This window comes from Saprospiraceae bacterium (assembly GCA_016712145.1).
GTDB lineage: Bacteria > Bacteroidota > Bacteroidia > Chitinophagales > Saprospiraceae > Vicinibacter.
The window spans coordinates 595,642-612,727 of sequence record JADJRO010000003.1; the positions used below are offsets into that span (position 1 = coordinate 595,642).

The following is a 17,086-nucleotide window of genomic DNA, read 5'->3' on the forward strand; positions in this document are numbered from 1 at the left end:
ACATTTTTTAATAAAACTGAGCTGTGCAAGGATTTAAACTTTATATTAAAGTACCATGTTTTATTTATTAATTTATGCAATTTGAAGAATATTTTCCGTAATCAAGTTGTTTAATTTAATAACAGTATTCTTAAATTAATTTTAAAATTTATTAATTCTTATCAAAAATTTTATTTGCAATGCAATAATAGATTAATTCGTAAGCATTGTTCGTATTCGTCTTTTTCATCAATTTCGATCGATACTCATCTACAGATCTTTTGCTTTTATGGATAATCTTCCCAATTTCTTCAGAAGTCTTACCATCTCTAATAAACTCCAATAATTCCATCTCGGTTTGACTAAATGAAGGGAGATTGTTGTTTCCGAAAACCTCGATTTGATGCTTTCTTATTACATCCGATGCAATGATATTTTTTACCTGTTCACTATAATAATTTTCACCATTAATAACAGTTAGTATGGCTTGATGTATTTCACTGGCTTTTGAGGACTTCAAAAGATAGCCGTTGGCTTTAGCATCAATCGAATTGGTAACGTAACTTGGTAGTTCATGCCCAGTCAACATGATAATTTTAATATCATGATTTGATTCTTTTAGTGTCTTAGTGATATCAATCCCATTTTTATTGGGTAAATTTATATCCATGAGTATTAAATCAACTGGCTGATTATTCATGGCATAAAGCAAATCATTGCCATTTTCTACGTTTATAACAATATCCAATTCATTGTAAATACTAAGATGAGTTATTAGGCCAGTACGAAATAACTCATGGTCATCCACCACGCCAACTTTTATTTTATTAGATTTTGTTTGGGTACTCATCTATTTAGATTAAAGGTATATTTAAACTCACTTTCTGAATATCACTATTTTCCACTGTATCGAATAGTATTTGGCCTTGGAGCAAACTGATCCTATGTTGGATATTCTTCAACCCCAGAGCTCCATTGCTTTGAAGATTTTTTAAATAGTCTACATTCAAAAACTTAATTCCGTTATGGTATATAAATAAACTCAATTGATTGCCATCCTTTTTTAGTACTAAATCGATTTTTCTTGATTTGCCATGAATTATTGAATTATAAACAATTTCTTGAATTACTCTAAAAAGCATTAATTGCTTAAATGCATCCAGTGGAATTGAGTCAGTCTTATTTTCAATAACAAATTTACATCCCTGAGAGCTATTAATTATTGCACTAAAGTCTTCAATTCCATGCAAAAATCCAAAGGTTTCAACTGATGCAGGATGAATTAAATGAGAAATATCACGAATTTTACTAATCGCTGATGAAATATTATTTATAGTAAATTGCAATTTAGTGCCAAGGTTTAGATCCTTATTGTCCATGAAAGCGTTTAAGTCCATTAAAGAAAGATAAAGAATTGGTGCTACTTCTTCATGCAAATTTTCACCAATGATTTTACGTTCTAATTCCTGAGATTTAATCATTGCTTCCGCTAACCTTGCTTCCTGAACTTTTTCTAAAAACAATTTTTCCTTTTCCAATCTGATAAACCTTCTTTGTTGAATCACAATAAAGGCAATCACAATGATGACTACAAAAAGCACCACGGAAGTAAGTAAAATAATAACTACTTCAATCTTCATTTCCTGGATAGCATAAAACCGGTTGCAATCATAATATTCTTAAGAATTGATAATATATTTTGATAATTCCAAATATAATTAAATACTTCTTTATCAACAGCAAATATTTTTGCCCCAATTAATACAATTGAACTGCATCCATAGTAAACAATACATGAGGCCACAAACCAGAAAAAAGGCTCTCTCAAAATATCAGAATACCTTGCCGCCCTTAATTCATCATGAAAGGATATCAATCCAAGGACGAAAAGTAGTAGGCCTTGAAAAATGCCACTATAAGGACTAATACTCTTTGTGCTACTTAGAAATACCAATATCTGAAGCAATATGACGTAGACCGGGATAAACAATTTTAAATAGGGTATACTTCCTATTGTTGCCGAAACGGATTTAAAATACAGCAACAATAAAAACGTCTCAATCCATACTAAAATATAGTATAGAAAAATATTCGGAATCCCATTTAAGGCTAATGCATTTGTAAATATTTCAATAATTGCATCAGCTAGGCAATATATCACAATCCATTTAATAGGATTTGAATTAGAAAACTTAAAAGAACCGTAAATGGCAAGAGCAACAGTTGAAATAAATGAAGTTAAAATAAATCCGTTCAATTAATTGCATTAGTTGGTGCGCAGTTTGGTGGACACGGATTTGAAAATTCTAAAATATAACCACTAGTCATATCATTTCCAAATTCATCCACCCCAACAAATATAAGTCTTCTTTTTGAATCGTAATAGCCATTATAAGCACGAATTCCATTGCAACCGGTTTGATCCAGAATGTCTTGAATCCGGTCTATTCCAAATGCGTGTGCTTTAGGATTTGCTTCATTGATGCTTATTCCTAGATTACCTTGTAAAGTGATCCAGTCGGCAACCATGTCTTGTGCTTGAGTGAGAGTAATAAATGAACCGGTAGTTGTGCTAAATGAATCTGGCATAAAGTGAAATTTAATTGGTTAGTTATATGTTGCAGCAAAGATGGCGGGAATTTTAATTTCCTACTCCCAAATTGGTTTCATTTCATTTAATTTCTTAAAAAAATGGTACATGTTGCAATTGATATGCAACATAGTGCAGTTTTGTTTTGATTTTGAGGCTTCCTTAAAAATACCGTATAAAGTGCAGTCAGTTTTGGTATATGTTGCAAATCTTATTGTAATATATTTGTTTTAATTATTGCACTAATTCAAGTCAGCTATTTTTCAATATAATTTTATAATCAATCGTTTAGGGATTATTAATGTATTCAAGTTATTTAATAAATGAATTGATTTAATTTCATTTTGGTTTATCAATTAACTTTCTCAATTAATCTCTGAGTTCTTATTGAATGGAAGCTCAATAAGTTGCATATTTCAAACTATTCATAACTTTAAAATCCAACAACATGGAAACACAAAATCTTACTCCACCTGACAAGTCAGGGCTGAATGAAAGCCAAAACTGATTTTTCTGATTATCATTTGTTTTGTTTCTTCCTAAATCGTTAAGGATAAAGCACTGATCTACTCTTAGGAAAGACTCCTGCGTAAAGAATTAGAAAACCTGCCAGACATTCAGCCATTTTATGAAACTTATTTTTTATTGGGTCATACCTCAATTGATGATCAGATTATTTATGTCAATTAGATATAAGCTATTTCTTTAATAAATCATAATTCAACTAACACATTAAAATATTTACTATGAAAAAACTGTTATGCTTATTAGCTGTAATAATCAGCTTTTCGATGCCTTGTCTTGCCACTATTTATATAAATAATCAAACACTGGGCAGCACTTCCGCTCCAACAACTTATACTAGCGAAACAATAAATGTAACAGGATATCTTAGACTGGTTGGGACAATTACATTTAATAGTTGCACATTTATTATGAATACGTTTTCGGAGATCATAATGACAGAGCCAGCGGCAATAGTTGGACCTCCGCCAAGCGGGCTTACAACCTATGTGAATAATATTGCAACATTTTCAGGTTGCACTTTAGATAGAGCTGGTTCTTCAGGAACTTGGAGGGGAATTAATGTGGCTTATTACAGTTTTTTATATTTTCAAAGCAACTCAGTTCTTCAAAATGCATTAATTGGAATAAATTGCGCATATGGATCTTATCCTTCAATTACACAGTGTACAATTGCATATTGCCAAAATGGGCTTAATATACCAAATCTGGATACCAGGTTTAATACGCATCCAAACGCGCTAACAAGTTGGAGAGCTTTTTATGGTAATTTAATTACTAATTGTTCACTCAATGGCTTTAAGATCTCTAATGTTAAACAAAATATTAATATTGGAAAATCTTCGCAAGCTGAGAATAACTTCACGTATTGTCCAACGGGATTAAATATTTTGAATTCAAATGTTACTATAACTTTAAGTAATTTTTCAAACAACAATACTGGTGTCAATGTTACGTCTTCCACAGGCAATAAAGTATCTTATAAGTGTGAAATTAATGGATCAGGTTCAAGTAATAATACTTTTAGCCAAAATACTGATAATGATATTTATGCAACGGGTGATTATCAACGATTGATTGTTAAAAACTGCAGATTTTACTTGCCGAATGAATATGGAATTAAAATTGAAGATTTAAACAATGGTTTTTTTAACATTGATAACAATGAGTTTACTTACACAAACAAAACTCAAGGAGTTCCCATCGCGGTTCTAAAGTCTAAAGATTTGACGGATGACCCGACAAGTAGGTATTATCCGACTACTATTAAAAATAACAAATTCAAATTTGATTATGCAAATGTATATTTAATTCTCTTATCCCAAGTATCGAGTATTTCGAGTACTAGTATACAAGTTAAATATAATACTGTCCGTGCGGTTAATAATACTGATGCCTGTGCTCATTTAAACTGTAATTTTCACCTCATAGCATGTGATCGTATTTGGGTAGGCTATAATAATCTTAAGTTGACTGGAAATGGACTGTACGGTTTGCACCATCAAAGCGGTATGAATGTGGCTTTCCAAACCAACGATGTTATATCAACAGCTCCAACCACAAGAAGAGGAATCGCATTGGATAATGCAAATTCAGATGCTGTTTGTAATAATACAATAGAAAACGAACAAGGCGCTATTGAAATTCAAAGTGAATGCCGACCTCTTGAACTTAGCAGTAACATTCTAAAAATGGAAGCTTCCGCTAGTGGTTATTCAACAGGTAATCCAAAAGGGTTAAATTTTCTTGGAAAAATTCCAACTCAAACCCATAGAGCAAATCAATGGGTTGGAGCTAATTTTTTATGGGAAGTGTTTTATGGATCTACTTTAAAGAATGATGATGAATTGTTAAATAGAATTATTTCAAGGGTAGACAATTACGGTACAAGCTTAAAATACTGGCCTTCAGCTACAAAAGTAAATAGAACAGGCTTTATCATAAATAGGGACGGTTCACTTAATGGATGTGGGCAACCAAATGAAACAGGAGACCCTAATAAATATCTATCGGATACGAGCAATCGAACGAGTTTAACTAAAGGTGAATTATGGGATAATGATTTTTATTTCTTTGATTATTATTCTAAAAATTTGGACTCCTTAGTTGAAAATGATCAAATTGATCTCTACGATTCTCTGAGTAATTCTAATTTTGTGGATTTCTACAACTTAGAAAATTCAATTTTACACTTTTATGATTTAGATACTACGGTATTCAATGTATTAGCTACTTTACAAGCCGCTTATGATACATTTTCCTTTCAATTAGATACTCTTGCATATTCCGTCATGCAAGGTGATACTATGCTTATGTATGATAATACTCAGATTAATCACTTAGTAGATACTTCAAGTGAAATAGAGGATTCAATAGATTTCATCATTCATAGAATTGATTCATTGAGATCAGTAAAATTGGATTCATTATTTAGTGATTATAACAATTTATCTTACAACAATTCCTACGATAGCTTATATAAAAAATTATATTATGTTCTCCTTAAAAGATTAAATAATGATACATTGACAACCACTGAATATGATTTTCTTTACGATCTTTCAAGAGAATGTCCTGATGAGTATGGGATAATCACAAATAAGGCAAATGCAAATTTAAATCTAGAGGATCAATTAGAAGATTTATTAGATAATTGTCCGAGTCCAATAATTTTAAAATCTTCTAATTTAGAAGACGAACACACTTCAATACTATATCCAAACCCTGTTTCAAATGAATTTACAATCATAACAGATCATTCCATAGATAAATGTTATATCTCAGATATTTATGGTAAAAATATTATGAGTATTGAAGATCTTCAAACAGAAGATAATAAGACACACATCAAAATTAATGAGTTAAACTTAGCTGCAGGTGCATATTTCTTGCATATTGCCTTCTTAGATAGAATGGAAGTAAAAAAATTAATAATTAAGAATTGATTCTATATTTGCGATACAATTTAAGGTTATTATGAGGATAATAGTAGTTTCTCTTTACTGTCTTATTAGCATTTTAGGATATTCGCAGAAATACGGGAATGCATGGATAGTTGGATATAGCAATGATAGCACATTTATACCCAAAATAGGTAAAACTGTACTAAATTTCTCAACAGGTAAATTAGAATTTGAATATACGTTTGGTCAACGAAAGCCAGATCTTGGTTTTACTAATGCATCATTGGCTACAATTGATGGCAAATTAAAATACTTTACAGACGGATATAACATTTATAGTGGTGATCAAAACGTAATATCAAATGGTGATTCAATAAACTTTGGCCCTATCTGGGTAGATTATGATGTAGGTGGATATCCTACTGAATATAATCACGTCTTTCTTCCTATGCCTGGCAAGGAATCAACTGAAACTATTTTATTACATTTCAATTTAGATTATTATGATCCTCCGCTCACAGAACGGTTTACAATTACCCCTAATTTTAAAATGTCTAAAATTAGATGGGACACTGTAACCGGACGTGATGCAGTTTTGTTTAAAGACTCTATCATCCTTAAAGGGGATTTTATTCAAAAACACATGGCATGTACCAGACATGCAAATGGACGGGATTGGTGGATAATTATTGAAGATTATCTAACTAATAACCATAGAATGTTCCTGCTTGATCCAACTGGAATTCACCTTAAGTCCATCCAGAAAATAGGAATTCCCGCAGATAGTTCCGATTGGACAGGTAATTCTCTATTCACTCCAAACGGAATGCAATACATAAAGTATTTAAGAGGATATCAAATTAAAATATTTGATTTTGATAGATGTTATGGAGAACTTAGTAATCCTCAAGTAATTATTAATGATAAGACTTCTACTTCTTCTGTTAATTAATATCTTGAAGTAAGTTTTAATAACAGATTTCTGTATTTAAATTCTGATTCCATAATTTGGCAATATGATTTGTTTGCTAACGATATTAAAGGAAGCGAAACAATAATTGGGGTTTGGGATGGTTATTATTTTATGGGGCAATTAAATACTGATTTTCATCAAATGTCTCTTGGAACTGACGGAAAAATATATGTGTCCTGTCGATCTAGTACTAATTTAGGGCATGTTATCAATAATCCAAATGAGAAAGGAAGCAATTGTAACTTTCAATTACGAGGATTAGAAATTCCCGCATATATGTTCGGCAATTTTCCAAAATTACCAAATTTTAAGTTAGGAGCCTTAATTGGTAGTACATGCGATACTATTATAACTTCTGTAAAAAACGAATCTGCTTTGCATGATAACCATGTGCTAGTTTACCCTAGTGAGACCTCATCGTATATTAGTGTTAAAAGTATTAATGGCAAAATCAATTCCAAAATTAGAATAAAGTTAATTGATATATCTGGGAGAATACTTTTTTCAAATGAGTATGAGAACTTAAATAATGAAATACATATTCCTTTGTTTGAGTATGTAGAAGGTTTGTATTTAATTGACATTAAAGATAATAATGGCAACCATTGGTTAAAGAAATTTATTAAATTATAATTTTATTCTTGTAGTAATTGCACTAAAAGGCCTGCTAGGCTTTCCATCAATCATTAACTTCAAATAAATCTTGAAATTCGGAAGATTAATAAAATCCTCAACATCAAACTCAGGATACATCTCCTTTGTCAATATCATTGCATCTTCAGTGCCAATTCTAAATGAAATAATAGTTCCGACATTACCTAATACGGCACTTTTAATATTATTATCCAATTGATTCATGTATTGATGGGCTAATGTCATTCCAACTTTAAATTTGCGAAACTCGGAAAACATTCCAATTAAAGATAAAGTAGTGAAATTATGAAATTCATCTACAATTACACCGGATTTTCCACGTATCCGTCCTACCAAGTGCACTTATCTGATAAGCTAAACGCTAGATGTATCATTTGAATTTTTCCAATTCTGAGGAAGTAATAACGATGGTATTTACCGTAAACAAATTGTAACTAATGACCTTATCCTCTAGACGCAAGGCAGCATTCTGACCAAAATGAACTCTTTAGCACGAGAAAAGTTAAATAAGGGAAGTGCCGAATACAATCATGAAAGCTGATCGTTTAATAAATTGTTTAGAAAATATTTATCAAAATATTTTGATTTCAGAAAAGTAAGGTATAAATTTGTGTTACGAGTAGCAAAGCAACCAAGAGGTGTAGACAAAAGAAGTTTAATAATTTCGTAATAATATGTTTTTTTCTCCCATTTCAATCCGTTTTATTTAGTGACAGTCAATCAATTCATCATTTTGAATTATTGTATATATTTTATTCTTTAACGAAACCCATTTATTATGAACACAACTGATCTCAATCCACCTAGCTTTAATGGCTGATTTAATTGACACAGGCAGATTACTTCTCTCAAGAACTCCGTAACCGGTTGCATGACGCAAGAGCCCTTCGAAAGAAATATAAAGCGTCCCAAAGACAATTACATCAGCCCATAAAATTTTATTTTCTACTTTTTTTTGTTGGAAAAGCACTCTTATCTCATAAATGTATGGAGATACTATTGCATATACTTTGCTTCAAATTATTTATTGCCAATATATTATTTAAGATGAAGATAGCATTATTTGTTTTAACGTAGTCTTAATATACGTAAGTGTTAAATAAATTAAGAGTGGAATACAATCAAAAATTCTAAACGTTTCATAAAGTAGTTTGAGAATTTTTAATAAATATCTTGCATAGTAAATAAAGGGAAATAGATTTGTCAAACATTGGATATTAATTAATGTTTGAAATTTATAATGTATTCAATTTAATCAGAAAATAAATGCAATGAAAAGTTTAGATTCAATCTCAACTGGCTGCACTTGCTAAAAATCTTTGTAAAGATTTAGCCTAATTGAAAAAGGTTTTTAATTCTTCTAGCTAATTGCATATGGTAAAAATCATATTGCCATATAAAACAAAAATAAGACGTAAATCTGAATACGTTAATCAAGACACTTCATCCAAATAAAAAATTAAATATGAAAACATTAATTTATTTTAAAAAACTATTTATAGCGTATTGATCTCATTGACTTTAATTTTTAGTGTTCTGATATCATGTACCAAAAATGAAAAGTACGAAATTAATGCAAAGAATACTACTTTAACTCCTAGGAGTGTTATAGCCGAGGAGTATGTTTATGATGGAATACACTATATTCTCTATTTTAATGCCGAGGATACTTCCGGTGTCCCAAATAATACATCTACTGCAGATTCTTTAATTTATGCCATTGGTGATTCTGATATTTTTATTGAGTATGATTATGATTATCCGGACATCATTTTTATTAATAATATTCCGACACCTGAGGAGATAGATTCAACTGAAGGTGAAGCGATTCCAACAGGTCTCTGTTTATACGCTCAGTTTTATGAACACATTAATTTTACAGGTGAATCATTTTGTGTAGATCCATCGCCAGGATTCGAAGCTGATACAGAAAAGAAAGATGAGTTTAACTATGTATGCTCTAGAGCTTGGGGTGAATCGGATCTAGGAGACAGACCTTATGGAATGAGTGGAAATTGGAACGACAGAATATCATCTTTTAAATTATTTAAAGATGGTGCTTCGAAAGATAAGTATAATGAATTTGAGTTTACAGGTTATCATTCTAGTGTAAAATTAACTCTTTATCGTGATTCTTATTATTCAAATGGTTCAAATAAATACAAGACGTGGACTATGCATGATATGTCATACTTAGACGAAGCGCCATGGGAAATTCCAAATTTGAAAAAAGAAAGGTGGGTTTGGTGGAGTACGAATATGAATGATTCAGCTGGAAGTATATCTTTAATAGGTTGTAAAACCGAACCTTGTAACGGACGTTGCTTAAATCCATTTGATGCAAAAGAATTTTTTAAATAAAATATTTTAATTAATGGATAAATTATTGGTAGGATTAGTAGTTTATTTTCTTGCAAGTTATAATTCTGTGTTTGCACAAGTTAATTTGTCAGTATCTGTGGGAGTAAATTATTCAAATTTTGATCTTAGTTTATTTCCACATGTTTCTCAAAATGAAAAAGATCTGTATCATTATACTTTTGCATTTGGATTTCCTTTTTCTAATCTTGGCATTGGAATAGAGTACAGTTTAAATAGTATTTCGCTTTACTCAGGTTTAAAATTGTCTGACAGAGCTTCGAGTGACTATTCAACTGGTTTTCCTCCACACTATGATCATTTGGTTTATACTTACACTTTCCTGGAGTTGCCGGCCGTAGTTGCATGGAAAATTAAGAAAATGAATTTAGAATTAGGTATTGGTATTAATATTAATCATAGACTCGGCTCAAATTATGTTAACCAAAATGATGAAACCAAACTTTGGGGAATGGACCTAAGAGCAATGATAAAGTATAATATTAATGAAATATTTTATATTAATTTTACATATACACAGGGTAATATTGATAAAGCTATATATGCTTACGAAAATGTATATATGTTTAATGTATTTAGCTTAAATGTTGGCTATAATTTTTGGAGGATTAAATTGAGAAATACACCATCAATTTAGATTGTACAATAAATTTAAGTATCAAATTTCATTTTTGTTTCTTTATACTTTATATGAAATACAATATAGCGCAGGTAGATAAGCAAGGAAGGAGTCGCAGGTAAGGTAATTATCTTATGCTACGATCATCGGTTATTCTTTTGCAGTTCACCTTATGGAATCGGGACACCAAATAACGGAAGTATATAAGTTACCTGAAAACCCGGAGCTTAATATTAGAAATTATTTACTTAACGGTTTGTAAGTGTATTGAATTTTAATTATTCATTTTACATTTCAATTAAATCATGGATTTACATTGAGTTGGCCAATTAGCACCTAGTCAACTTAATGTTTTTCCAACCATTATACATAGTAGGAAAATGTTATTGCACTAAACGGTCTACTTGGCTTCCCGTCAATCATAAGCTTTAAATATATCTTGAAATTCGGAAGATTAATAAAATCCTCAACATCAAATTCTGGATACATTTCCTTTGTCAATATCATTGCATCTTCAGTACCAATTCTAAATGAAATAATAGTTCCGACATTTCCTAATACAGCGCTTTTAATATCTGGATCAAGTTGAGCCATATATTGATGTGACATCGTCATTCCTCCTTTAAATTTGCGAAGCTCTGAAAACATACCTAGTAAGTACAAGGTTGTGAAATTATGGAATTCATAAACAGGCAGGAATATTTGTAAGTAATTGGAAAGAATCAAAAGTTACAGATAACACTGTTTCAGTAGGTATCTCTAAGCCTGGATTTGAGTTTTCAAACAGTGGTAGTTCTTTGATTCAATGCAATACTTCATCTAACGGAAGCCGTGGAATGTTATTTAATATTTCACCAGAGAATGATATTGTAAATAATACTTGCTACGCCAATAGAAATGGTGTATTTTTTTCTGGGAATTGTGGTGGAGCAGGAGGCGCATTCATTGGTTATAACCACTTTAATAGTAGTATCAATGAAGGATCATTATATAATAATAATGCCATAACTGGAATTCAGCATCATGATAAGTATAATTCATGGTCTCCGGTTGTGAGTACTAGAAAAGCTTGGCATCAAAATATAGGATTAGCTGCACTTTGTCAATTAGCTTTTCCACTTGGAGCTCAATCTCCATCATTACATTTTCCAAACTGCTATCCTCCGAGCTTAATATTTCCTGAATATTTACCAGCAGGCCTTGAGCAAGCTTGTTCCATGGGTACTGGCAAAGATGATTACCTTCAGCATCATTCTAATCCATATAATACTGGAGAAACCTATAATAATTTGCTGAGTATTAGTGGTGTTTTTGATGAGATGTCAGTTCCATTAATTACTAGCACCAAGCAATCCATTTATGAGTTAATTCTTGCAAATCCAACATGGACCAATGTCTTTAGCAATTTGGCCAGTGTTTACTCTTCTAATCAGAACAATTTTGTTGGATTGAGTTCAGTATTAAGAAAACAATTTGCAGATTTTGAACAAACATTATTAGCTCAAAGTCAAGCATTAAGTGCTTTATATGCTCAATATGATATCTTGGGTTTACAATTGGAAAGTTTAAATCAACAACTTCAAATTGAAACAGATCCAATTATCATTCAAAGCTTACTCACTCAAATGGATGCGATTGAACTCCAAATGGAGAGTATCATCCAAAGCATTAATAACCAGCAATTGTCAAATCAACAAATTAATCTTGGTATTTTAAATGCTCTACAAACTTTAAATGACAATTTACCAGTTGTGAACTCAGAAGAAATAAACGAGAAGAAAATTAATACTATTATTCTAAAAATATGGATGAATGAAGCTATTTTACTGGCAGACTTTAACGACTTGAGATCAATAGCACAAATGTGTTATGCATATGGAGGAAGAGCGGTATTTGATGCACAAAATCTTTGCATGACATTGCTGAGTGAGTATTACACGCAAGACGATTGCACCAATGGTTTTGCAAATGAAAATCCTAAGTTAAGGTCCAATTCGGTATTTAAAGTGATTGTAAATCCAAATCCAGTATCAGAAGAATTATATGTAACTATTTCTAGCAATACCAAATCAGAAAATAAAATACTATTTGAGCTTACAAATAACCTGGGTGTGACTTTAAGCCCAGAGTTTGAAAAACTTAGTGAGAATGAGTTTAAGCTGAAACTTAGTAAGATTCCAAACGGTCTTTATTATTTATCAGTCAAGCGAGGTGATAATAAAGAAACATTCAAGATTATTGTTAATCATTAAATTAGCTTATATTTGTAAAAGGGGTCAGTTTAATTGACCCCTTTTATAAAAATCTGCATCATGAGAGGGGTTATTCGCATTTTTGGAATTATATTATCTCTTTTTGCTGCATCAGCACAAGCTCAAAAAATTAATTTTGATTGGGCCAAATCATTTGGCGGAGATGATTTTGAAGCCTCAAGATTCATGAAAGTAGATACACAAGGTAATGTATATTTATCTGGAGAAACATCTTCCACTTACTTCAAAGTTGATGGAAAATATCTATTCAATAATTCAATCAATAATGTTACAAAAGCTTATTTATTCAAATATTCTAACAGTGGTGAATTGTTGTGGTCAAAGCTCTTATTTAATGATATTGGAGTGGAAGTATTAGGATTAGACATTGACATTGACCAAAACATAATACTTACAGGATTTTATTATGGAAGCTTTCTTAATGTTGATTCCTTAAAATTAAAAAGAACTGATATTTTTAATAGTAATATATTCATAATTAAATTAACTCCAACAGGAAGTATAATAAATCACAAAATTTGTAGTGCATTATCCACTATAACATCTTTTGGTGGCCTAACACATGATAGTAAGAATCATTATTACTTAGCTGGAGCAACAGATGGAAACATGTTCGATCAAAATAGTGACACTATATTTAAAAGAGATCGAAAGGATGGAAATATCCTTTTATTAATGAAAATGGATAGCCAATTAAATATCCAATGGATTAAGTCTTTTGGTGGTAAAGGTGATCAAATATTTGATGTATTTTGCGATCAGGAAGATAATTTAATTGTATATGGTTGTTATCGTTTCAGAACACTATCTATTGATTCATTGATGGTAAATAATTATACAAATCATTATGGCCCCGGTCCCGGATATGGAGATCATGAATTATTTATTTCTAAATTAGATTTAAGTGGTAAAGCTCTATGGTTAAAAACTATTAGTGGCGCAAAAGTAGAGTTTCCATCATATAATGACATTACCCTTGATAATGAAGGTAATATTTATCTAGGGGGTATATTCCAAAGTGATACATTGTTTATTAATGAAAATGTTAAACTAATAAGAACGAAAAATGCATTAGACTACTTTGATTTGTTTTATGCGAAATTTGACAAAAATGGAGATTGTAAATGGGCAAAAAAAATCATCAATGGGAATGATCTTATCGATGACATGTCAATTCATTTATTGAAAAATGGAAATCTAATAATTACTGGCAATTATGATAGCACTGCATTTAAAACAGGACCGGTTATTTTACCGAATAATGGCCATGGCGATTGTTTCGTACTATTATCAAATAATGAAGGGGAAATACTTAGTGGCACATCATTTGGAGGAGAAGGCCTGGAGTGGGATCAACAGATTGCTTCTTACGATACCAGTATATATATTTTTGCAGGTTTTACAAGTAAGGAATTAAAAATTAGAGATGAAGTATTGGTTGATGAAACTTCAATTGGAGATGGATTGTTTATCAAACTACATATAGACTCTCTAACTTCTCTAATTGAATTTAAACCTGCAAGTCAAAATATTATGGTGTATCCAAATCCTGTTCAAGATGTTTTACATTTTCAATATCCTAAAAATGAATCAAATTTAAGATATATCATATATGACATGTATGGTCGTTCTGTAAATAGTGGAACCTTATATAGGTCGACAAGAGTAATTAATGTAGAATTAATAAAAGCTGGAGTTTATTTCCTATATGTGTTAGGTGAACAAGGTAGAAGCTATAATTGTAAATTTGTAAAAATGTAAAAATTTTAGTGATTTGAATTTTGCAAAGATTGAGAAAATAAAATTGCTAACTATTAAAATCCACTTATGAACTAAAATAAATGAAGGTAATCATGTTTTTAATTGTATTTTTTGAAAAAAATTATTAATTTATTTGCATTTGCCATTGTTTTTACAATGGTTTTATCTTGCTCGCAAGATTCTGATCAACTAAATTCTAAATTTATTGAAATGAAATTGCTAGCTCAAAGAGATGGTGATTATTTCGTTGGCGATGATTGTCCTGATGAATGTTGGGATGGAGATCTTGATAAGGATTGCGAATCTCCTCCGACTAATTGCGCAGTAATTTGTGGAACCAGAGCGTCTAATCAGTATTATACTCAATTTACTAATTCAGTGTTAAATGATACTATAATTAGTTTTTACGCAAACGGGAACGGTCAAAACGTTATCCCTCTTACAATGACTGCTTATTCGGATATTGTTAATGGTAATAAAAAGTTTTACCTAATTACTGCTTCATCTAGTCCAGTTAAGTATGGAATTTGGTAACAAGAATAAGTGCCAGGTGTTTTTTGTACATCTGACATTTTTTATTAACTTCTTTTTGGTCTCAATCTTTATTTCTTGCCAAAGCAATATAATTATGAAGGATCTATTTGTCAGAGATAAAACTTATTTATTAAGATCTTCTGATGAAATCAATCCGTACAATTCCACTTGTATACAAAAAGATAGTCAATCATATTTTTGTTATTACGATGCAAATAATCATGTCCTAAAAATATATAAGAAAACAATTAACAATGAGTACTTAAATGATAAATCCATAAAAATTAATGACAATTTCAATAAGGTTATCGTTCATAATTTGGATTCGATTATACTGATTAATTCAAAATTAGGTGAAATTGTAATGATAAACTTTAAAAATGATACCATAGATTCATTTTTAATTTCATTATTATTAAATAATATAAAGTATAAAATTGTGGTTCATTCTTATGGAGCGCTGGCAATAAATTCAGAAGAAATTGTATTTACCATTTTTCCAAGTGTGAGTTTAGAGAAATTTTATAATTTTAATTATGAATTGGAATACTCATTTCGATCTCGAAAAATAATCAGCCATTTTTTAACTTTTCCTTTAAATTATAGATACACTCACTGGTGGGGAGGACTTGGAAATTATTATGAAAAGTGCAAAAATGTTGAAGGCGACATTATATATTCATTTCCGATGACAAATAATTTATTTATGTATAAAAGAAATATTTTGACTGAAATTAAAGTAGAAAAGTCTAAATATCTAAATAATTTTCCTCCCAAACAAATTGAAACTGATTCTTTAATGTCGTCAAAATATGTAATCAACTTTGCTAATACTACTGGATTCTATAAATCTTTATACTTTGATAGTTATCATAACTACTATTTACGAGTCGTTAGTCATGAGCAGTCAGCATTCAAAATGGATTCACAAGGATATAAAACTCAAAATCTTTATAATGATAGAGATTGGTCTATAATGATTTTTGATCTTAACTTCCATTTAATTGGTGAGCAAATATTTAAAGGTGGAGAATTTAATTTTAAGTCAATTTACATAATACCAGAAGGAATAATGTTGGCTAAAATCAATGAAAATGGCGTAGATAATGAGAACTTCATTAAATTACAACTTTTTAAATATAAAATTGATGAAAACTAGTTTAAATTTTATTTATTTTGGTTTAATAATGCTACTATCTGCTTGTAAAGGTCAAAATAATAATTATTCATCTAGTAATGTTAAATCTGATTTTCAAGTTAAAACATATTCAATTAATAAAATATTAGCTGATATAGATACCAATATAGTTAAAAAAGAGTATGTTTTAATAATACCCAAAAATTCTTGCGAAAAATGCAAAGAATATACTTTTGAAGTATGCGAAGAAATAATTGCCAGCGGCAAAACGGCGATGATTTTTATTGGCAATTATCCTGTAAATGAAATTACATGTAAAAATAATATTATTAGAATAGCTAGTGGCAGAATTGAAAGGCAAATTGAGATTTATGGAATCACCTTAATGCACTTAGTGGGAGTAGATGAATATAAACTAACTTATATAAACCCAACAAATATTGAATCTCAATATGAATATTTGAGAAATTAAATATTGTTTTTATTTCCTGATAATAGATTTACACAAAATTATTTAAAGGACCTCTTTTTATTTTGGACAAGTCTATGATCTATATGGAAGAATTGTTTACTCTTCAAAGGAATCTATAAACATTTCTGACTTTTATTACTTACCTTTACCAAGTGGAATTTATTTAATAAAACATGAAAACAGTATACTTAAAATTTTTAAAAAGTAAAATTCATCTTTTATTTTTATTCACTATTATTTATCCAAGTAAAATCTTCTGTCAATTGATGGAAAATTTTACTTGGAT

At 30.2% G+C, this 17,086-nt stretch carries 16 protein-coding genes; 11 read left to right on the top strand and 5 right to left on the bottom strand.

Features of this window, described 5'->3' with window-relative positions; all coding sequences use genetic code 11:
* Positions 1 to 151: 151 nt before the first annotated feature.
* From IPK91_15085 to IPK91_15095, 3 genes are all read right to left on the bottom strand, one after another.
* On the bottom strand, positions 152 to 829 hold the full coding sequence (locus tag IPK91_15085) for a response regulator transcription factor (protein ID MBK8298569.1): 678 nt from the start codon (positions 827 to 829) through the stop codon (positions 152 to 154).
* 4 nt (positions 830 to 833) lie between these two features.
* Complete coding sequence (locus tag IPK91_15090) at positions 834 to 1,619, bottom strand: hypothetical protein (GenBank protein ID MBK8298570.1); 786 nt, start codon at positions 1,617 to 1,619, stop codon at positions 834 to 836.
* Between the two features lie 613 nt (positions 1,620 to 2,232).
* Positions 2,233 to 2,568 (bottom strand): hypothetical protein, encoded by a 336-nt coding sequence (locus IPK91_15095; GenBank protein MBK8298571.1) that lies wholly within the window; start codon positions 2,566 to 2,568, stop codon positions 2,233 to 2,235.
* Positions 2,569 to 3,315: 747 nt separating this feature from the next.
* Here IPK91_15095 and IPK91_15100 point away from each other — a divergent pair.
* From IPK91_15100 to IPK91_15110, 3 genes are all read left to right on the top strand, one after another.
* Positions 3,316 to 6,039 (top strand): T9SS type A sorting domain-containing protein, encoded by a 2,724-nt coding sequence (locus tag IPK91_15100; protein ID MBK8298572.1) that lies wholly within the window; start codon positions 3,316 to 3,318, stop codon positions 6,037 to 6,039.
* Between the two features lie 31 nt (positions 6,040 to 6,070).
* Positions 6,071 to 6,949 (top strand): hypothetical protein, encoded by an 879-nt coding sequence (locus IPK91_15105; GenBank protein ID MBK8298573.1) that lies wholly within the window; start codon positions 6,071 to 6,073, stop codon positions 6,947 to 6,949.
* A 69-nt stretch (positions 6,950 to 7,018) separates the two neighbouring features.
* Positions 7,019 to 7,603: a T9SS type A sorting domain-containing protein gene (locus IPK91_15110; protein ID MBK8298574.1), complete on the top strand. Its 585-nt coding sequence runs from the start codon at positions 7,019 to 7,021 to the stop codon at positions 7,601 to 7,603.
* On the opposite strand, the gene IPK91_15115 is transcribed toward IPK91_15110, so the two are convergent.
* Entirely contained in the window at positions 7,598 to 7,960 is a 363-nt protein-coding gene (locus IPK91_15115) for a hypothetical protein (protein ID MBK8298575.1), read from the bottom strand. The genes IPK91_15110 and IPK91_15115 overlap by 6 nt on opposite strands.
* Positions 7,961 to 9,130: 1,170 nt before the next feature.
* Here IPK91_15115 and IPK91_15120 point away from each other — a divergent pair.
* On the top strand, positions 9,131 to 9,985 hold the full coding sequence (locus IPK91_15120; protein ID MBK8298576.1) for a hypothetical protein: 855 nt from the start codon (positions 9,131 to 9,133) through the stop codon (positions 9,983 to 9,985).
* 13 nt (positions 9,986 to 9,998) lie between these two features.
* Positions 9,999 to 10,640, top strand: a complete 642-nt coding sequence (locus IPK91_15125) for an outer membrane beta-barrel protein (protein ID MBK8298577.1) — start codon at positions 9,999 to 10,001, stop codon at positions 10,638 to 10,640.
* 345 nt (positions 10,641 to 10,985) lie between these two features.
* Here the strand turns inward: IPK91_15125 and IPK91_15130 are convergent, their stop codons facing one another.
* Entirely contained in the window at positions 10,986 to 11,216 is a 231-nt protein-coding gene (locus IPK91_15130; GenBank protein ID MBK8298578.1) for a hypothetical protein, read from the bottom strand.
* A gap of 242 nt (positions 11,217 to 11,458) precedes the next feature.
* On the opposite strand from IPK91_15130, the gene IPK91_15135 reads away from it, so the two are divergent.
* The 6 genes from IPK91_15135 to IPK91_15160 all read left to right on the top strand — a co-directional run bounded on the left by IPK91_15135 (position 11,459) and on the right by IPK91_15160 (position 17,008).
* Positions 11,459 to 12,874, top strand: coding sequence for a T9SS type A sorting domain-containing protein (locus tag IPK91_15135; protein ID MBK8298579.1), 1,416 nt, complete (start codon positions 11,459 to 11,461; stop codon positions 12,872 to 12,874).
* 60 nt (positions 12,875 to 12,934) lie between these two features.
* Positions 12,935 to 14,656: a T9SS type A sorting domain-containing protein gene (locus tag IPK91_15140; GenBank protein ID MBK8298580.1), complete on the top strand. Its 1,722-nt coding sequence runs from the start codon at positions 12,935 to 12,937 to the stop codon at positions 14,654 to 14,656.
* Between the two features lie 111 nt (positions 14,657 to 14,767).
* The gene (locus IPK91_15145; GenBank protein MBK8298581.1) at positions 14,768 to 15,190 is read left to right on the top strand and encodes a hypothetical protein; all 423 of its coding nucleotides are present in this window, start codon (positions 14,768 to 14,770) and stop codon (positions 15,188 to 15,190) included.
* Between the two features lie 94 nt (positions 15,191 to 15,284).
* Positions 15,285 to 16,349 carry a hypothetical protein gene (locus IPK91_15150; protein MBK8298582.1) on the top strand — a complete coding sequence of 355 codons (1,065 nt, stop codon included), beginning with the start codon at positions 15,285 to 15,287 and terminating at the stop codon, positions 16,347 to 16,349.
* Positions 16,339 to 16,800, top strand: a complete 462-nt coding sequence (locus tag IPK91_15155) for a hypothetical protein (GenBank protein MBK8298583.1) — start codon at positions 16,339 to 16,341, stop codon at positions 16,798 to 16,800. The genes IPK91_15150 and IPK91_15155 overlap by 11 nt, the downstream gene beginning before the upstream one ends.
* Before the next feature lie 91 nt (positions 16,801 to 16,891).
* Entirely contained in the window at positions 16,892 to 17,008 is a 117-nt protein-coding gene (locus IPK91_15160; GenBank protein ID MBK8298584.1) for a hypothetical protein, read from the top strand.
* Positions 17,009 to 17,086 lie beyond the last annotated feature (78 nt).

What these genes read in the sequence shown, in the direction of transcription:
- IPK91_15085 (MBK8298569.1), bottom strand. Translation starts at nt 829, where the DNA reads ATGAGTACCCAAACAAAATCTAATAAAATAAAAGTTGGCGTGGTGGAT.
- IPK91_15090 (MBK8298570.1), bottom strand. Translation starts at nt 1,619, where the DNA reads ATGAAGATTGAAGTAGTTATTATTTTACTTACTTCCGTGGTGCTTTTT.
- IPK91_15095 (MBK8298571.1), bottom strand. Translation starts at nt 2,568, where the DNA reads ATGCCAGATTCATTTAGCACAACTACCGGTTCATTTATTACTCTCACT.
- IPK91_15100 (MBK8298572.1), top strand. Translation starts at nt 3,316, where the DNA reads ATGAAAAAACTGTTATGCTTATTAGCTGTAATAATCAGCTTTTCGATG.
- IPK91_15105 (MBK8298573.1), top strand. Translation starts at nt 6,071, where the DNA reads ATGAGGATAATAGTAGTTTCTCTTTACTGTCTTATTAGCATTTTAGGA.
- IPK91_15125 (MBK8298577.1), top strand. Translation starts at nt 9,999, where the DNA reads ATGGATAAATTATTGGTAGGATTAGTAGTTTATTTTCTTGCAAGTTAT.
- IPK91_15130 (MBK8298578.1), bottom strand. Translation starts at nt 11,216, where the DNA reads ATGGCTCAACTTGATCCAGATATTAAAAGCGCTGTATTAGGAAATGTC.
- IPK91_15135 (MBK8298579.1), top strand. Translation starts at nt 11,459, where the DNA reads ATGTTATTTAATATTTCACCAGAGAATGATATTGTAAATAATACTTGC.
- IPK91_15140 (MBK8298580.1), top strand. Translation starts at nt 12,935, where the DNA reads ATGAGAGGGGTTATTCGCATTTTTGGAATTATATTATCTCTTTTTGCT.
- IPK91_15150 (MBK8298582.1), top strand. Translation starts at nt 15,285, where the DNA reads ATGAAGGATCTATTTGTCAGAGATAAAACTTATTTATTAAGATCTTCT.
- IPK91_15155 (MBK8298583.1), top strand. Translation starts at nt 16,339, where the DNA reads ATGAAAACTAGTTTAAATTTTATTTATTTTGGTTTAATAATGCTACTA.